Source organism: Faecalibacterium sp. BCRC 81149, from assembly GCF_022750605.1.
GTDB classification, from domain to species: domain Bacteria; phylum Bacillota; class Clostridia; order Oscillospirales; family Ruminococcaceae; genus Faecalibacterium; species Faecalibacterium duncaniae.
In genome coordinates this window covers 67,399-84,493 of the sequence record NZ_QXJA01000010.1, presented here as the reverse complement: position 1 = coordinate 84,493, position 17,095 = coordinate 67,399, and the positions used below count along the sequence as shown (strand labels likewise).

The window sequence follows — 17,095 nt, the reverse complement described above, 5'->3', positions numbered from 1 at the left end:
TTTCACCAAAGGAGGATCCCCGGATGAAAGAAAGCAAAGCGCCCTCTCTCGGGCGTACCCCCGCACAGAAGTTCCTGGATAAGTGGCAGGGTCTGATCTACCTGATCCCCTGGATCATCGGCTTTATCGTGTTCAAGGCCATCCCCTTCGGTCAGTCGCTGTATTACAGCTTCACCGACATGAACTTCTTCAACGGCATCCACCAGTACGGCGTGATGAATTACGTCACTGCCTTCTCTGATGCCAAGGTCACCAAGGCTCTGGTCACCACCTTCAAGTACGCGTTCGTCACCGTGCCCCTGAAGCTGATCTTTGCCCTGTTCATCGCATACATCCTGAACTTCAAGATCGCCTGCGTGAACCTGTTCCGTACCGTTTACTACATCCCGTCCATTCTGGGCGGCTCCGTTGCCATCGCCGTGCTGTGGAAGGCCGTTTTCCGTGATGATGGTCTGGTCAACACCATCATCCGCGCCATCACCTTCGGCCACGCACAGGGCCCCTCCTGGCTGAGCGACCCCAACTATGCGCTGTGGATCATCTGCTTCCTGCGCATCTGGCAGTTCGGCTCCGCCATGGTGCTGTTCCTAGCCGCCCTGAAGGGCGTGCCTGCAGACCTGTACGAGGCTGCCACCATTGATGGTGCCGGTAAGTGGAAGCAGTTCTTCTCCATCACTGTTCCCATGATCACCCCCATCATCTTCTACAACCTGGTCACTCAGATCTGCCAGGCTTTCCAGGAGTTCAACGGCCCCTTCATCATCACCAACGGCGGCCCGCGCAACTCCACCACCCTGATCTCCATTCTGGTTTACAACTACGCCTTCAAGTCCAACCAGATGGGCATGGCTTCCGCTCTGGCCTGGATCATGTTCGTGATCGTCTGCATCCTCACGATCATCGCCTTCACCAGCCAGAAGAAGTGGGTCTACTACTCGGATGAAAGGTAAGGTGTGACAGTATGGGAATGAAAGCATCCAACGCCATTGCGACGTTTTTTAAGTACTTTGTCCTGATCCTGGTTGGCCTGATCATGATCTATCCCCTGCTGTGGATGGTCAGCGCTACCTTCAAGGACAACAGCGAGATTTTTGCAGGCATCGGCCTGTGGATCAAGAACCCCACCCTGGAGGGCTACAGGAACGCGCTGAACAACTTCGGCGGTTCCATCAACATCCTGCAGGCCATGCTGAACACTTATTCTTATGTTCTGCCCAAGGTCATCTGCACGGTGGTCTCCTCCTGCATTGCAGCCTACGGCTTTGGCCGTTTCGACTTCCCGGGCCGGAAGATCCTGTTCAGCATCATGCTGGCCACCCTGTTCCTGCCTCAGGTCGTTCTGAACGTTCCTCAGTTCCTGCTGTACACCAAGTTCGGCTGGGTCAACAGCCCGTTCTATCTGGCCATCTGGGTCCACACTGCATTTGCAACTGAGACCTACTTTGTTTACCAGCTGGTGCAGTTCATGCGCAATGTCCCGCGCGATCTGGACGAGGCTGCCGCCATTGATGGCTGCAACTCCTTCCAGACCCTGTACAAGGTCATTGTCCCCATGCTGATGCCCGCTCTGGTGTCCTGCGCACTGTTCCAGTTCATGTGGAGCTGCAACGACTTCATGGGCCCCCTGCTTTACGTGCAGACCCCTGCAAAGTACCCCATGTCCCTGTTCGTCAAGCTGTCCATGGACGGTGATACCGGCTTTGCCTGGAACCGTATCCTGGCCCTGTCCCTGATCTCCATCCTGCCGCAGCTGATCGTTTTCTTCTGTGCACAGGATCAGTTCGTCGAAGGTATCTCCGCCGGTGCTGTCAAGGGCTAAGCACCCCCTCTGCGGACAGAACCATTGACTTTCGATGAATAAGCAACGCCCCCTGTGCACAGCACAGGGGGCGTTGTTCTTATCCGCGGTGGCTCTTGCGGTATTGCAGCGGCCCCGTTCCCATCGTCTCGCGGAACACGCGGCGGAAATGGGCGGCGGAGGCAAAGCCGGTCTGCTCGGCCACAGCGCTGATGTTCAGATCAGTGCTCTCCAGCAGGCGCTGGGCAGCCTCAATGCGGCGGCCATTGATGTAATCCACAATGGACTGGCCCGTGACCCGCCGGAACAGCCGGCTCAGGTAATAGGGCGACAGGTAGAACCGCGCAGCCACATCTGTCAGGGAGAACTTCTGCTGGTAGTTGGCTGCAAGGTAAGCGCAGATCTGCTCCACCGTCTCGTTGCGGGGGCGGATGTCCTGCCTTTCACTGCGGCACTCCTGCTCCACATAGTGCAGGATGAGGGCCAGATAGATCATGCCGGGGCTTTCCGGCTCGCTCTCGGCGCTCTGCATCATGCCCAGCAGCGTGCGCAGGCGGCCCGACCACTGCACCGGGCCGTACAGGGCCGTTTGTGCTCCCGGCTCAAACAGCGGCATGAAATCCCGCTGCATCAGGTTCTTGAGCACCGGGAGAACGCCCGCCGGGAACCGGCAGCCGATGAGCTCAGGGGCAATGTGGCCCGCCTGCTGCAGCAGGCCCCCGCCGGGGCCCAGCAGCAGCACACAGCCCGGGTTCACCAGCAGGCTCTCACCGCCCCGCACCAGCGTAAAGCTGCCGCCGGACACCAGAATGATCCGGCAGATCTCCTCCTCCTCAGCCAGCTCATACTGGCCGGTCTGGAACCGCAGCGCCGTTGCCGTTACCCGGCCGCTCCATTTTTCCCGTTCCGCTTTCATCCGCACACCCCATTCAACAGTTTCTTTTCCTCAGTGTACCATGCCCGCCACCTGCGGGCAACCCATAAATCTTTCAACATCCAAGGAGGCATCCTGTTTATGAAGCTTTCCCTGATTCGTTCCATGACCCGCAGTGCCGTGTTCGAGCTGGAAAACGGCCTGTGCTACCGTCCGGCACATCCCTTCACCGTTCAGCTGAACGGCAAGACGGTGTACGAGGCCTGCAACACCAACGTGTTCTCCCTGTTCAGCCTGCTGCCCGGCACCCCCTACACGGTTGCCGTGCAGGCTGAGGGCGTGACCCTGACCCTCGATTTCACCACTGAGGCTGAGACCTTCTTTGTGGACGCATCCCGCTACGGTCTGGTGGCCGACGGCACCACCGACAACACCGGCAAGCTGCAGGCCGCCCTTTCCACCTGCCCCAAGGGCGGCACGATTTATGTGCCCGCCGGGCGCTACCGCACCGCCAGCCTGTTTATGAAGAGCTGCACCACCCTCTACCTGGAAAAGGGCGCTGTGCTGCTGGGCGACAACGACCGCACCCACTACCCCATCCTGCCCGGTGTCATCCCCAGTGAGAACGAGGTGGATGAATACTACCTGACCGGCTGGGAGGGCAACCCGCTGGACAGCTTTGCCGGTCTGCTGAACATCACGCAGGTGCACGACGTGGTGGTGACCGGCGAGGGCACGCTGGACTGCGATGCCCAGAACGGCGACTGGTGGATCAACCAGAAGGTCAAGCGGATCGCATGGCGGCCCCGCGCGGTGGCCGCGGTGGACAGTGAGAATGTCTGCCTCCACGGCATCACAGTGCAGAACAGCTACTCCTGGACCATCCACCCCATCTTCGTCAAGCACCTGGACCTGCTGAACTTCAACATCAACAACCCCTACAACGCCCCCAACACCGACGGCATCGACCCCGAGAGCTGCGAGTACACCCGCATCATCGGTGCGAACATCCATGTGGGTGACGACTGCATTGCCATGAAAGCCAGCAAGGTGTTCCTGGGCATGAAGCTGAAAAAGAGCTGCGAGCACACTGTGATCCGGAACTGCCTGCTGGACAAGGGCCATGGCGGCATCGTCATCGGCAGCGAAATGAGCGGCGGCGTGAAGGATATGGTGGTGACCCAGTGCCTGATGGACCACACCGACCGCGGCCTGCGGGTCAAGACCCGGCGCGGCCGCGGCAACACCGCCGTCATCGACGGGCTGTTGTTCCGCAATGTGGAGATGCGCGGTGTCAAGGCTCCCTTTGTCATCAACATGTTCTATTTCTGTGACCCGGACGGACACGGCCCCTATGTCCAGTGCCGCGATGCCATGCCGGTGGATGAGTACACCCCCAGGCTGGGCAGCCTGACCATGGAGGATATCGTGGCCACTGACGCACAGTTCGCGGGCTGCTACTTCGACGGCCTGCCTGAGCAGCCCATCGAGCGCATCTCCATGAAGAATGTCACCATCACCTTTGACCCCAATGCCGAAGCCGGTCAGGCTGCCATGGCGGACAACCGCCCCAACGTGAAAAAGCTGGCCATCTACGCGGAGAACGTCAAGGAGATCGACCTGCACAACGTCAAGATCACCGGCTACGAGGGCGAGCGCCTGCGCTTTGCCAATGTCGGCCATTTCGAGGAGGACTGACCCATGACCCATGAAGAAATTCTCACCCTGCTGGGCGACTATGTGGACTACCTGATCGCCAATTCCAGCGCCGAAGCCCCCATGTGGAACATTGAAAAGGTGCGCAGCGGCAAGCCCAACAAGTGGAACTACATCGACGGCTGCATGATCACGGCCTGCCTGAGCCTGTACAAGACCACCGGGGACGAGAAGTACCTGAGCTTCTCCAGGGACTTCATCGACTTCTTTGTGCAGGAGGATGGCTCCATCAGGACCTATGACCCCAAGGAGTACAACCTGGACAACGTGAACCAGGGCAAGAACCTGTTCACCCTGTACGACATCTTCGGGGACGAGAAGTACCGCCGGGCCATCGACACCATCCGCAGCCAGCTGCTCACCCAGCCCCGCACCAAGGAGGGCAACTTCTGGCACAAGGATATCTACCCCTGGCAGGTCTGGCTGGACGGCACCTACATGGCCCAGCCCTTCTACATGGAGTACGAGACCCGCTACAACAAGATGCAGGGCTGCATTGACAGCTACAAGCAGTTTATGAACATCAAAAAGCACATGCGGGACGAAAAGACCGGCCTGTACTACCACGGCTACGACGAGAGCCGCCAGATGTACTGGGCTGACCCCGTGACCGGCTGCAGTCCCAACTTCTGGCTGCGGGCCATGGGCTGGTTCATGGTGGCCATGGTGGATGTGCTGGAGCGGATGGACGAGCAGCTGTACAACGAGTACCGCGGCATCATGGCCATGCTCAAGCAGACCATTGAGGATGTGCACAAGTTCCAGGACGAGGAGACCGGCATGTTCTGGCAGGTGATGGATCACCCAGGCGTGGAGGGCAACTACCTTGAGACCAGCGGCACTGCCCTGTTTGCCTATGCGGTGCTCAAGGGCGTGCGCCTGGGCTACCTGCCCAAGCGGATGGCTGCCTGGGCTGAGAAAGCCTTCTACGGCACCTGTGACAGGTACCTCTCCAAGAACCCGGACGGCAGCCTGCAGCTGGGCGGCATCTGCCTGGTGGCAGGTCTGGGCGGCAAGGATCACCGCGACGGCTCCCTGGCCTACTACTTCAGTGAGCCTGTGGTCTGCAACGATGCCAAGGGCGTAGGCCCCCTGGTGCTGGCCTACACCGAGATGATCGCCCGCAAGTAATACACGATACAGCAAAAAGCGAACCGCCATGGTGACAGATGCCATGGCGGTTCGCTTTTACACTTTTTTCTTCGAGCACCCATCGTCCGGGTGCACATTCAGTATACCCGGACAGGTGCCCCCTGTAAAAGGTATCTTTTGTATTGCTGTGATATGTTTTTTGTATGGCTCACACTTCCGTGTGGGAGGCCGCGCTGCTGTCCTCATTTTCCTCATCGAGGTCAGGGCCGGTGCCCTCGTCCAGATCAAGGCGCAGGCGGTCGCTTTCCTCATCGGTCAGGTCCCGTTCCTGCCGGGCATCGTATTCGATCCAGAACTCCTCCCGGTGCAGGGCAAAATCAAAGGCTGCCATCAGGCAGGCCCCGCCAAAGGCGCTGACCATCAGCACGATGCAGAGGAACACCGAAAGAAAATCGTACTTCCAGCGCTGGGGCCTTGCGGCAAAATACAGCACCTCGCACCCCAGCAGGATCAGCCCTGCCGCCGGAGCGATCTTCAACGCAAGCTCCCAGTTGAAATGCGGCACAAAGAAATAGCAGAGGAACAGCACGCCGCAGACGATCAGGCAGACTCCCAGCGTCAGGGTGCCCACCCGGCGCACCGGGGCGTTTTCCGGGGCCTTGAAGGCCGGGGTCTCTGCTGTGTCATTCTTCTTCTCGTCCATCGTCTTCATCCTCCGGGTCAAGGGTCACCTCACCGGTCGTATCCGGCTCTGCCTTGCGGGCAAAGTGATCCAGCAGGCTGGGCATCTTCTTTTCAGGCTGATACTCCTGAAAATCGGTCTCCTCCGGGGCGGCGGCTTCCGGGGCAGCTTTCTTTGCTCTGGGGCCCCGCACCAGCCAGATGCCGCACAGGATCAGCGCCACGCAGAGCACCACCTCGGGCAGTTGATCCATCACCAGATAGATGGCCCGCCACACCGGAGCCTTCTGGCCCCAGCGCCACAGGATATCGCCCAGCGTGTTCATAATGATCTGCTCGTAGGCGATCAGCGCACCGATGGCGATCAGGCACCAGCCCACCAGCTTGTGGCTGTCCATCATCATCCGGGCAAGGCGCTTGTCCTGCGGGTCGAAGTGTATCAGATAATCGTCCTCCGGGGCGGTGCCCATGCTGATCTGGGCACGCAGGTTGAAGGTGTCGAAAAAGCTGTACATGAACACCACCAGCAGCGTAAACGCGACGGGCGGGATCAGTGCGGATGCCATGCCGATGGCAACAGCCATCAGCACCAGCGAAAGGCCGCGCTTCATATATCCCTGATACATCTGGCCTGCGCCCGGGATAAAGGCGAACAGCAGGGTCAGGATGCCATTTTTCTTCATAATCGTTCCCTCATTTCTCAGTATTCGGGGCATTGCCCGCAATCTTATCGGTCACATCCGTGAGCAGCTTGTGGAGCAAAGAGGAGCCTTCGCCGGCATAACGGCGGTCCTGTTTTGTCTGCACGGGTCTCCCCAGCTGTTCCGGTGCGGCCTGCGGCCGGTCGTCCTCAATGGGGCGGTATTGCGGGGTGTTCTCCGGGGCCGGGTCATTCCGGCCGGGCTCCCAGAGCTGGCTCTGGTCGGTCTCCAGCACGGTCTCCCGCCCGGCACCATACTGGATGATCTGCTGCAGCGCTCCGCTCCGCCACAGAGTCAGGGCCAGCACAGCGGCCACACCGGCCACAGCAGCCCTGCCGTAGGTATTCTGCATCAGGCGGGCCCAGATCGTGCCCATCACCACGCCCTGCACGCTCCTTGGCGGTGTTTCCAGTGCGTCGGCGGTCAAAAGGGCCGTGTAGCGGTCCATGCACTGGTCACAATAAGAGAGATGTTCGGCGGCTTCCAGCCTGCCCAGCTCATCCAGCCGGCCATCCATCATGGCCCGGAAGCCCGCGTCGGTCATGCAGCCATCTTCACGAAACAATTCCATCTTCGCTCCTCCTTTCCTGACGGATCTGCTCCGCCAGCATTTTCTTTGCCCGGTAGATCTGCGCCTCCACCGTCTTTTGGGGCCTGCCGCAGAGGGCTGCCGCCTCGGCGGCGGTGCGGCCCTCCAGCAGCATCAGGCGGCAGGGGGTGCGGTACGGCTCCCGCATCCCCAGGATCTTCCCGGTCAGGGTCTCCTCGCTCATGGCATCCAGCACCTGCTGCTCCGGGTCGGAGCCGGGCGGCGCGCCTTCCAGTGCAAGGATATCATCTCCCGGGGTGTTCACCCGGCGCACCCACGCACTGCGCAGGTAGTCCTTGGCTTTGTTGGAAGCGATACGCGCCAGCCACTGCTTTTCGTACCCGGGCGGGCAGCGGTCAATGGCCCGCCATGCGGCCAAAAAAGTCTCCTGTGCCAGATCCTGGGCATCGCCCTCGTCCGGCACCAGCTGGTGGCAGACCGTGTAGACCAGCCCCTGATACTGCCGCACCAGCGCATTGAATTCCAGTGTTGTCAACGGTCCGCATCCCTCCTTTCCTGCCGCTCTGTAAATGAATACGAAGCAGAGCACGGTTTTCCTGCAAAAATTTTGAAAAATAAAAAAAATGGATCAAACCTCTCAGGCGCTTCGCGCCAGTACGGGTTGCGGCTCCCAGCATCCACTTCGTGCTGTAAACAGCACTCGTATCTTGCTGGCCGCGGCCCCAACAGCAACGCCCTTCATCCGCCACTGGCGGCGGTTGTTGCTGTTGCTCCTAGTAGGGGAGCCATTGGCATAATGGGCAAGTCTCTTTTGCAAAACTTCAAGTTATGCTATACTGTTATTATACTATAAGAAGGAGGCAGTTTCCATGGGGGGAAGCACCAAACAGGCCCTGCTGCAGGCGCTTTCGGCGGCAGAAGGAGCCTATATCTCAGGCCAGCAGCTGGCCGAAGCGCTGGGCGTGAGCCGCGCGGCTGTCCACAAGGCGGCACAGGCGCTTTCGGCCCAGGGATACGCGCTGGATTCCGCCCCGCGCCGGGGCTACCGACTGGCAGGCGGTGACCCCTTTTGCGCCGAAGCTGTGGGCCCCTACCCCGCTCCCATCCACATCTACGACACGCTGCAAAGCTCCAACCTGACGGCCAAGCAGCTGGCACTGGGCGGTGCGCCCCACGGCACGCTGGTGCTCACGGCCCACCAGAAGGCGGGGCGCGGGCGGCTGGGGCGGCGGTTTGAGAGCCCTGCCGGGAAAGGGGTCTACCTCTCCCTCATCCTGCGGCCCGCCCTTTCTGCCGCCGATGCCCAGAGTGTGACCATCAGTGCGGCAGTGGCCGTGGCCCGGGCTGTCAAGGCCCTGTGCGGGCTGGAGCTGGGCATCAAATGGGTGAACGACCTTTACTATCAGGGCCGCAAGGTCTGCGGCATCCTGACCGAAGCCGGGACCGACATGGAATGCGGTCAGCTGGAATGGCTGGTGGTGGGCATCGGCCTCAACCTGACCACCTCTTCTGCCGATTGGCCCGAGGAGCTGGCCCGCACGGCGGGCAGCCTTTACCCCGGCGGGCCCGCACCCGTGAGCCGGGCAGTGCTGGCCGGGGCCATTGCCCGGGAGCTGCTCTCCCTCTGCCCGGCCTTCGACTGTCTGGACGAGTACCGGGCCCGCTGTTTTGTGCCGGGCCACTGGGTCACTGTCTGCACCGGGGCCGATACCTATGCCGCAAAGGCCCTTTCCATTGACGATGCGGGCCGTCTGGTGGTGGAGCGCGAGGGCGGCAGGCAGGTTGCCCTGCAGCATGGTGAGGTCAGCATCCGGCCGACAAGGACAGGGTGAGGTGGATTTGCGAAGCAAAGACGGAGAGGGTGAGCCGCTTTTCTGGTTGTAATTCGTCGAATCTTATGATAAACTAAAAATATCGCCAGCAATGGCGGTAAAGGTGCTGTCTGCAATGCAGGTGGTCATGCTTCCACTCCCGGTCATTACATCCCCACGCAAGTGGGCTGCAGGTCTCCGGGAAACGGAACTTTTTTGAATAAGATCCTGTCCCGGAGCTTTAAGCGAAGGGAGGGATGTCAGATGTCTTTAGCAGAAGTTTGCGCACTACTGACCGTCATCATCGGTTTGCTGACGTTGATGGTCAACGTTGCCAAAGCCGCATTTGATGCTGGTTGGAAAATTTCTAACAAAGAACACGATAAAAACAAAAAAGATTGACCGCCCCAAGCCTTCCAAACTTAGCGGTCAATCTTTTTAACTGACTAGGAGTGGGAGCTGACCATTTGCAGTCAGCGCCTTTTCTATTTGTAGTATAGTCAATTTTCGGTGGATTGTCAAGGAGGAGAGGTCGTCCTCAAAAAAAAAAAAAATTCCCAGTCAGGTGAAAGGATTCCTCATTTTTTGCATTATAGGAAGTAGAAGAGTATAAGCCCCCCTACCACCCAGCCGGGAGACCGGCGCAAGGAAAGTGAGGAATCCCCCATGAAGAAACGACTACTCAGCCTGTTGGTGGCAATTAGTATGGTGCTGACGTTCCTGCCCGTGTCGGCATTGACCGCAGCAGCGGAAGAGGGTAGCAGCGGCGAACTTAAAATCGGACAAGACTGTTATCCTGTTCTGGATCATATCCCTCACCAAACAGTCAACGGGCATGATATCTACACTGGTGATGGCTGGACTTACGATGCCGATGAAAATTGTAAAATTCTGACCCTGTGCCCCAATGCCCCAACAAGCTATGATTTTTTTGCCATTCACACAGGGCACTCCATCACAACCGACTGTAACCTGGTAATTGGCGAAAATGCAACCGTTACGGATGGAAATTTTATAGCCTCTGTTACGAACAATGGCACTGTCAAGGGCGGCATTTTTAAGGGTGCTGTTACAAACCATGGCACAATAATCGGTGGCCGTTTTTTCACTTCGGTCACCAATGAATTGGATGGCATCATTGAAAATGGTCAGTTTGGTGATTGGGCTTCTTCGTACACCGTTACAAACAATGGCGGCAGGATCAACGGCGGCACTTTCAAAGATAAGTCAAGCATTAGCGGCACCAGTCCCGTAGCATCAGGTTATACCCTCACAGCAGAAACGCCGTCCGATTTTATCGATGTTTCGGTCAATGGGTATCGCAATTCATGCTATATCATCCCGAATCAAACATATCCTGCTTCTGTCAGAATTGTTTATGTTTTTGACCATACACTCCCACCACTTGATGTAACCATTGATAGTGTGCAGCACATGCTTCTTTCCGACTGGTGTGTGAGCAATTTCAAGATTGAGTTCGAGGATATCCGCGGAGTTTATGAAGTCACCTTCACCGCACCGCCTGCAAATGGCTCAACCGTAACCATCAGCCCACTGACCCGGCTGGTGATTGACAAGGACGGCTACCCTGCCGTGGCACAAGATAGGGATGGCAGCAGGGCAAATTATACCGGTGATGGTTGGAAGTTTGAAAACAACAGCCTAATTTTGGAGCCTACCGCCGAGAAAAGCTATGACTTTAACAGCACCGACCTGAACCCCCATAGGGTGGCGGTGAACTGCCCGGTTGCGGTGGGCGAAAATGCCAGCATTGCAAACGGCATTTTCCTGAAAGAAGTTGCCGGCAATGCCAGCGCCCTGAACGGCGTGTTCCTGAATGTTCCCACCGGCTGCGAAAACAGCGCCAAGAAAATTACCGTTTCTGATAACGGAACCATTACGGCCCTGAAAACCAGCGGCGATACCACCACACTGGACAGTGCCGCCAAGGAGCTTTATGTGGTCGGCCAGCCCACCGGCACCCTGTATGTGACCCTGAGCAGCGGCAAGGTACGGGAAGTACAGCTGCCTCTTACGGCTGACCTTGAGCTGCAGCTGAACGACCCGAAACCGGAACCCGAACCGAAGCCTGAACCGGAACCGAAGACCTACACCCTGAAAGTGGTGGGCGGCAGCTTTACGACCGGCGAAAGGGATGCGCTGACCAGCGGCACCGTGCCGGTGGATGCAGAAGCAAAAGTGACCCTGAACCCGGATGCCGTACCGGAGGGCATGGTGTTCGACCAGTGGGCCATCAGTGAGGAAAGCCTGCTGGGCAACCCCAATGTGGCCTACAACGCCGAAAGCTTTACCATCCCGGCCAATGCGGTGGAAAACGGCAAGACCGTTACCGTGGAAGCCCAGTACCGGGAGGCCAGCATCGAAGATGACGGCCCCGGCATCCTTGGCACCGCCGCCATAATCGGCACGGCGGGTGCTGGCGCGGCTGTGCTCGGCTACACCGGCTACATGATCGGCACTGAGCTGTACCTGAACACCGTCCTGCCTGCCGGTGCGGCCATCCCCAACAACGCCGGGGAGCTGGCCCTGCTGCTGTGGGAAGCCGCCGGAACCCCGACCCCCGCTGCTCTTCTCCCTGCCGATGCTGCCCCGGTCCAGCAGGCCCTTGCATGGGCCATCGAGAACCTGCTCCTCGCCCCGGATGCGTCTGCGGAGGATTCCGTCAGCCGCTGGGAGGTTATTCGGAGCTGGAATCAGATGAAGGGGTAAGTGGCGAACCCTCTCAGTCAAAGCCTTCGGCTTTGCCAGCTCCCCCAAAGGGGGAGCCAACGCATCACAGAGGATGGGCCTCGTCTTTGTACAACCTCTCAGTCACTGGCTAACGCCGTGACAGCTCCCCTAGTAGGGGAGCCTTTGGCAGGAGATTCATTTTTCGCTATGGTCGCCTGCGGCTCCAAAACCATCATCTGCCGCAAGAAAAGATCTGACGGCAACTGTGCAAAAATTAGCGAAGCGTCAACGCTCGAAAACGTGACGGTATGCCAAGGCCTCCCCTACTAGGGGAGGTGGCATCGAGCGAAGCGATGATGACGGAGAGGTTGTACTTCGCATCACCTGACCCCGTAGATGTCTTACCTCTCCCTTCGGGAGAGGTGGCATTGCGCAAGCAATGACGGAGAGGGTGAGGATGCTAACTAAACAGCGAACCCCCCGGTGCGATCGCACCGGGGGTGTTTCTGTTTGTATGCAGTTTAAGAGATATGTACCGCTTCCAGCACCCTGATGCCCTCCTGCTCCATCACGCCGCGCAGGGCCTCGAGGTAGCCGGGCTTGTCCACCTTGTTTTCAATGCAGCAGGTCAGCACGCCGTGCAGGCTGGTGACCTCCATTGCAAGGGATGCACCGTCCGGCAGCACCCAGGTCTGGAAATCGGTCAGGTATGCTTCCAGCTCCGGGCTGTGCGGCAGCAGCGGGCTGCCGATGTAGCTGACCCAGAAATCTGCCGGGAAGCCGCTTATGTACTCGCCCATCTGGAACACACGCTTCTTGATCTTGAGTGCGGCCTTCTGCCGGAACACCTGATACACCCAGCCCATCTGTTCGGCCATGCGGAACAGGCGGCGCTCCGGGGTCAGGCTTTCCCGGATCTCATGGTCGAGCTGCTTTGCAAAGCTGTGGAGCCGGGCCTGCGGTTCCAGCTGCAGGGCCAGCTGAAAGGACGCAATGCAGTTGTACAGGGCATGCGGCACCCCCAGCGCCGCGCGGGTGTCGGCGGCATAGCTGTACACAAGGTCGTTCTTTTCCAGATACCGCTGCGCTGCCTGGCAGGTCAGCCCCATGAGAGCGCTGAAGGGCTTCACGCCCTCCTTCTGCGCCAGATCCACAAGGCTCTGCCTGTCCAGCCGCAGCCGCTGAAAATGGGGCGTGCCCTCGTGGATCTGCAGCACGTCCTTCTGCATGTTGTTGGCCACCTGGCTCTCCGGGTAGCGGGCCAGCAGCTGTTCCACATCGTAGGGCGGGTCAGAGGCAAGGGCCTCGCACACAAAACCGGCGTTGGAGCGCAGGTTGCAGTAGAGCTTGAGCAGCAGGGTGAAAAAGGGCGAGCCGCCCCGGCCATCGGCCAGGAAGTGGAACCAGTCCAGATAGACCGTGTTTCCCTCACAGCCCAGCGAGAAGAGATAATCGTTCGTCTCCTCGGGGATCTTTGGCTGGGCGCTGCCCTGCCGCACACGGCAGGGGGCAGTGTTGGGCTCCAGACGGGCCTCCCGCTTTTCCCACACCACATGGCAGAAATAATATTCTGCCAGCGGGCGGGCCGCATCCAGTGCCTGCTGCAGAAGAGCCGGGTCAACGGCCTCCTTCAGCGTGGCCTGATAGCGGCAGAGGACCTGATTTTCACGGTAGTAGTAGACGATGCCCTGAAACACCGCACGCTGCTCTGCATTCATCCGGAATTTACCCCGCGTTCTCGGCCAGATAATCGGTCAGATCGCCGATGGTCACAAAGTTGCGCAGCTCCTTTTCGGGGATGCGCAGACCAAAGGTCTCTTCCAGATCGGCCACGACGGTCAGGATCTCCATAGAGGACAGATCCAGATCATCCATCATCACGCTGTTTTCGTTGACATCCTCGGGCGAGATCTCTGCCACATCCTCCAGAATTGCCAGGATCTGAGACACGATTTCTGCTCTTTCCATCAAAAAATCTTCCTTTCCGTGAGGGTTTTTTATCGCCTGCAAGGGCGCAGTTTCAGTATGCCACGCGCCGGGCCGGTTTAGCCAGCCGGGCGGGACATTCCTGTGTTTTATAATACCTGTTTTATAGAGGAAATGCAACACACAGGCCGCCCGGTTTCGCGCTTTTTTTACAATTTCCGCGCTTACCTGCGCAGCAGCTTGCCCATGGCGTTGCGGGGCAGGGGCTCGGCGCTGCACTCCACCACGGAGATGCGCTTGTACATGGGCAGGGTGCGGTTCAGCTCGGTGACAAAAGCCTTCACCTGCTGCTGCTTGTCATCCTCACAGCAGACCACGGTGCCGATCTTCTTGCCCATCTCTTTGACCACGCACTCCTGCACCTCAGGGCAGGCGTTGAGCCTTCTTTCCAGCTCCTCGGGACTGACGTTCTCGCCGGTACCCAGAATGATCAGGTTCTTCTTCCGGCCCACCATGTAGTAATAGCCGTCCTCGTCCTCACGGGCTAGGTCGCCGGTGTGGAGCCAGCCGTCTTTGTCGATGATCTCGGCGGTGGCCTCGGGGTCTTTATAGTAGCCCAGCATCACACAGCCGCCCCGGATGCAGATCTCGCCGGTCTCATCCAGCTTGTACTCGCAGTGGCCGTCCGGCTTGCCCAGCGCCCGGATATGGGGCTCTGCCTGGGCGTAGTTCACCAGACCATCGCCGCAGGTCTCGGTCATGCCGTAGCACTGGGTGATGTACATGCCGTTTTCCACCAGACTCAGCAGCGTCTCGCTGTCGAACATGGCAGAGCTGCCGCAGGGGTTCCACAGGCCGTTCAGCTTATCGGCGCGGCCGCGCTTGACATCCTTGTAGATGCTCTCCATCAGCACCGGGGCCACGGCAATGGAATCGCTGTGCATCAGGCCCAGATCCCGGTAGAAATTCCGCAGGTCACTGCAAAGGTTCAGAGCCCAGCCCTTGAAAGGCCAGGAAAACAGGCAGATAAAGGTGCCCAGATGGAACAGGGGCAGGATGGCAAAGTTGCTCAGGACATCGTTTTTGTCCTCGGGCAGCTGCCGGTGCTTGAAGTCCAGCAAGTGGTCGCCCATGGCAACGTGCATCTGCATCACGGTAAAGAAGTTCCGCTCTGCCAGCATCACGGCCTTGCTGCGGCCGGTGGTGCCGGAGGTGAACAGCATGACCATCAGGGCATTGGGGTCGATTTTCTTTTCCAGCCCGCCGGGCGCGGTGTCCTTCCAGACATCCATCGGCCGCAGGCGTTCCCCATACGCAGCCTCCAGCTGGTCACGGCAGCCGTAGTCCACCCCATCGTTCAGGATGAGGGCAGGCTCTGCCAGCTCCAGCTCCCAGCTCAGCTCGTCCCAGGTCTTTTTCTGGTTCATCGTTACCAGAACAGCCCCGGCCAGCACAGCGCCAAAGGTATTCACGCCGTACTCATAGCAGTTCCGGCTCAACAGGACCACCCGCTTGCCCTCCACCTCCGGGATGTTCCGGGCAAACCAGGCAGCGGCGCGGCGGATATCCTGTGCATACTCGGCATAGGTCTTTTCCTTCACGGTACCGGTGGCATCCTCTACCCAGCGGAAGGCCACCCGCCCGGGGAATTCCTGCTCCATTGTCCGGGTGACAAGATCATAGACATTGTTTACCATGGTCTGCTCCTTTTTCTCCCGTTTGGTTTTACTTGCGCAGCAGCTTGCCCAGCGCGTTGCGGGGCAGGGGCTCGGCGCTGCATTCTACAACGGAGATGCGCTTGTACATGGGCAGGGTGCGGTTCAGCTCGGTGACAAAAGCCTTCACCTGCTGCTGCTTGTCATCCTCACAGCAGACCACAGTGCCGATCTTCTTGCCCATCTCCTTGACGATGCACTCCTTGATGGCATCGCACCTGCCCAGCAGCTTTTCCAGCTCCTCGGGGCTGACGTTCTCGCCGCTGTCCAGAATGATGAGGTTCTTCTTGCGGCCGGTCATATAGTAGTAGCCTTCCTCGTCCACGCGGGCCAGGTCGCCGGTGTGGAGCCAGCCGTCCTTGTCGATGGTCTCGGCAGTGGCCTCGGGGTCCTTATAGTAGCCCAGCATCACGCAGCCGCCGCGGACGCAGATCTCGCCGGTCTCGTCCACCTTGACCTCACAGAAGCCGTCCGGCTTGCCCAGGGCACGCAGGTGGTCACCCTCCTGGGTCACGTTCAGCAGGCCATAGCCGGCCAGCTCAGTCATGGAGTAGCACTGATTGATGTAGAAGCCATTCTTCACCAGATCGCTCAGAATGGCGGGATCAAGGATGGCAGAGCTGCAGCTCAGGTTCCACAGCCCGTTCAGGCGGTCGGCATGGCCGCGCTTGATCTCGTTGTAGATCATCTCCACCAGCACCGGCGGGGTAGACATGGCATCACTGTGCATCAGGCTCATATCCCGGCGCAGGTCGCGGGCATCACAGCAGAGATTCAGGGTCCAGCCCTGCATGCCATAGACAAAGTAGCAGATGAAACCGGCCAGATGGAACATGGGCACCAGCGTAAAGTGGCTGAAGGTCTGGTCGAGGTACTGGGGTGCCAGCCGCTCCTCCTGGTCAAGGATGTCCTTCTGGCCATCGATGTACATCTGGCAGGCGGTGAAGTAGTTCTTCTCGCTCAGCATCACGCCCTTGCTGCGGCCGGTGGTGCCGGAAGTGAACATCAGCATCAGCAGACCCTCGTGGTCGATGCGGTTGACCATCTCAGCCTCAGGGGCAGCGGTCCAGGCATCCATGGGGCGGAGCCGAGCGCCATAGAGCGCTTCCAGCTGGGCGCGGTAGCCGTAATCGATGCCATCATTGAAGATGAGGTCCGGCTCCACCATGCCCAGCTCATACTCCAGCTCGGCCCAGGTCTTGCCCTGGTTCAGGGTCACGATGACAGCGCCTGCCATCATGGTGCCGAAAACGACCGCGCCATACTCATAGTTGGTTCGGCTCAGGATGACGATTTTCTTGCCCTTGGGCTCGCCCAGCTCCTGCTGCAGGTAGCCGGTCGCTTTGCGGATATCCTGCACATACTGAGCGTAGGTCTTTTCCACCACCGTGTCCTTGCCCTCCACATAGCGGAACGCCACACGGTCAGCATACTTATTCTGCATCGCAGAGATCATGTCAAAAACGGTCATCGGCATATTTGCCGCGGTCACAACTTCGTTACAAGCCTTGTCTGCCATTATTTTACACTCCCTGTTTAT

16 protein-coding genes are annotated in these 17,095 nt (G+C 59.0%); 7 read left to right on the top strand and 9 right to left on the bottom strand.

The genetic code is table 11. From position 1 onward, the window contains the following. Positions 1 to 23 precede the first annotated feature (23 nt). Both D3F01_RS11445 and D3F01_RS11440 read left to right on the top strand, forming a co-directional pair. A complete protein-coding gene (locus tag D3F01_RS11445) occupies positions 24 to 950 on the top strand; it encodes a sugar ABC transporter permease (RefSeq protein WP_097771503.1) in 927 nt (308 codons plus the stop codon). An 11-nt stretch (positions 951 to 961) separates the two neighbouring features. Then, the gene (locus D3F01_RS11440; protein WP_097771504.1) at positions 962 to 1,819 is read left to right on the top strand and encodes a carbohydrate ABC transporter permease; all 858 of its coding nucleotides are present in this window, start codon (positions 962 to 964) and stop codon (positions 1,817 to 1,819) included. Positions 1,820 to 1,898: 79 nt separating this feature from the next. On the opposite strand, the gene D3F01_RS11435 is transcribed toward D3F01_RS11440, so the two are convergent. Continuing rightward, positions 1,899 to 2,714, bottom strand: coding sequence for an AraC family transcriptional regulator (locus D3F01_RS11435; RefSeq protein ID WP_117505867.1), 816 nt, complete (start codon positions 2,712 to 2,714; stop codon positions 1,899 to 1,901). A gap of 99 nt (positions 2,715 to 2,813) precedes the next feature. Between D3F01_RS11435 and D3F01_RS11430 the strand changes: the two genes are divergently transcribed. Then, positions 2,814 to 4,370 carry a glycoside hydrolase family 28 protein gene (locus tag D3F01_RS11430; protein WP_242888844.1) on the top strand — a complete coding sequence of 519 codons (1,557 nt, stop codon included), beginning with the start codon at positions 2,814 to 2,816 and terminating at the stop codon, positions 4,368 to 4,370. A 3-nt stretch (positions 4,371 to 4,373) separates the two neighbouring features. Next, complete coding sequence (locus D3F01_RS11425; protein WP_242888843.1) at positions 4,374 to 5,519, top strand: glycoside hydrolase family 88 protein; 1,146 nt, start codon at positions 4,374 to 4,376, stop codon at positions 5,517 to 5,519. 169 nt (positions 5,520 to 5,688) lie between these two features. On the opposite strand, the gene D3F01_RS11420 is transcribed toward D3F01_RS11425, so the two are convergent. Genes D3F01_RS11420 through D3F01_RS11405 form a run of 4 tightly spaced genes read right to left on the bottom strand, consistent with a single transcriptional unit; the run spans position 5,689 to position 7,947 of the window. Beyond that, positions 5,689 to 6,183: a hypothetical protein gene (locus D3F01_RS11420; protein ID WP_242888842.1), complete on the bottom strand. Its 495-nt coding sequence runs from the start codon at positions 6,181 to 6,183 to the stop codon at positions 5,689 to 5,691. Further along, entirely contained in the window at positions 6,164 to 6,844 is a 681-nt protein-coding gene (locus D3F01_RS11415) for a hypothetical protein (protein WP_242888841.1), read from the bottom strand. Before D3F01_RS11415 ends, D3F01_RS11420 begins: the two co-directional genes overlap by 20 nt. Positions 6,845 to 6,854: 10 nt before the next feature. Further along, entirely contained in the window at positions 6,855 to 7,433 is a 579-nt protein-coding gene (locus tag D3F01_RS11410; RefSeq protein WP_242888838.1) for a hypothetical protein, read from the bottom strand. Beyond that, positions 7,417 to 7,947, bottom strand: a complete 531-nt coding sequence (locus D3F01_RS11405) for a sigma-70 family RNA polymerase sigma factor (protein ID WP_005934952.1) — start codon at positions 7,945 to 7,947, stop codon at positions 7,417 to 7,419. The genes D3F01_RS11410 and D3F01_RS11405 overlap by 17 nt, the downstream gene beginning before the upstream one ends. A 334-nt stretch (positions 7,948 to 8,281) precedes the next feature. Here D3F01_RS11405 and D3F01_RS11400 point away from each other — a divergent pair, with 334 nt between their 5' ends. From D3F01_RS11400 to D3F01_RS11390, 3 genes are all read left to right on the top strand, one after another. Further along, a complete protein-coding gene (locus D3F01_RS11400; protein WP_242888832.1) occupies positions 8,282 to 9,244 on the top strand; it encodes a biotin--[acetyl-CoA-carboxylase] ligase in 963 nt (320 codons plus the stop codon). 243 nt (positions 9,245 to 9,487) lie between these two features. Then, complete coding sequence (locus tag D3F01_RS11395) at positions 9,488 to 9,625, top strand: hypothetical protein (RefSeq protein ID WP_242888830.1); 138 nt, start codon at positions 9,488 to 9,490, stop codon at positions 9,623 to 9,625. Positions 9,626 to 9,889: 264 nt separating this feature from the next. After that, complete coding sequence (locus D3F01_RS11390) at positions 9,890 to 11,953, top strand: hypothetical protein (RefSeq protein WP_242888828.1); 2,064 nt, start codon at positions 9,890 to 9,892, stop codon at positions 11,951 to 11,953. 482 nt (positions 11,954 to 12,435) lie between these two features. Here D3F01_RS11390 and D3F01_RS11385 read toward each other — a convergent pair whose 3' ends face one another. From D3F01_RS11385 to D3F01_RS11370, 4 genes are all read right to left on the bottom strand, one after another. Beyond that, positions 12,436 to 13,632, bottom strand: coding sequence for a hypothetical protein (locus tag D3F01_RS11385; RefSeq protein ID WP_242888825.1), 1,197 nt, complete (start codon positions 13,630 to 13,632; stop codon positions 12,436 to 12,438). 7 nt (positions 13,633 to 13,639) lie between these two features. Continuing rightward, positions 13,640 to 13,882 carry a phosphopantetheine-binding protein gene (locus D3F01_RS11380; protein ID WP_223455057.1) on the bottom strand — a complete coding sequence of 81 codons (243 nt, stop codon included), beginning with the start codon at positions 13,880 to 13,882 and terminating at the stop codon, positions 13,640 to 13,642. A 182-nt stretch (positions 13,883 to 14,064) separates the two neighbouring features. Beyond that, positions 14,065 to 15,537, bottom strand: a complete 1,473-nt coding sequence (locus D3F01_RS11375) for a class I adenylate-forming enzyme family protein (protein ID WP_242888824.1) — start codon at positions 15,535 to 15,537, stop codon at positions 14,065 to 14,067. A 28-nt stretch (positions 15,538 to 15,565) separates the two neighbouring features. Further along, positions 15,566 to 17,074 (bottom strand): class I adenylate-forming enzyme family protein, encoded by a 1,509-nt coding sequence (locus D3F01_RS11370; protein WP_242888822.1) that lies wholly within the window; start codon positions 17,072 to 17,074, stop codon positions 15,566 to 15,568. Positions 17,075 to 17,095 lie beyond the last annotated feature (21 nt).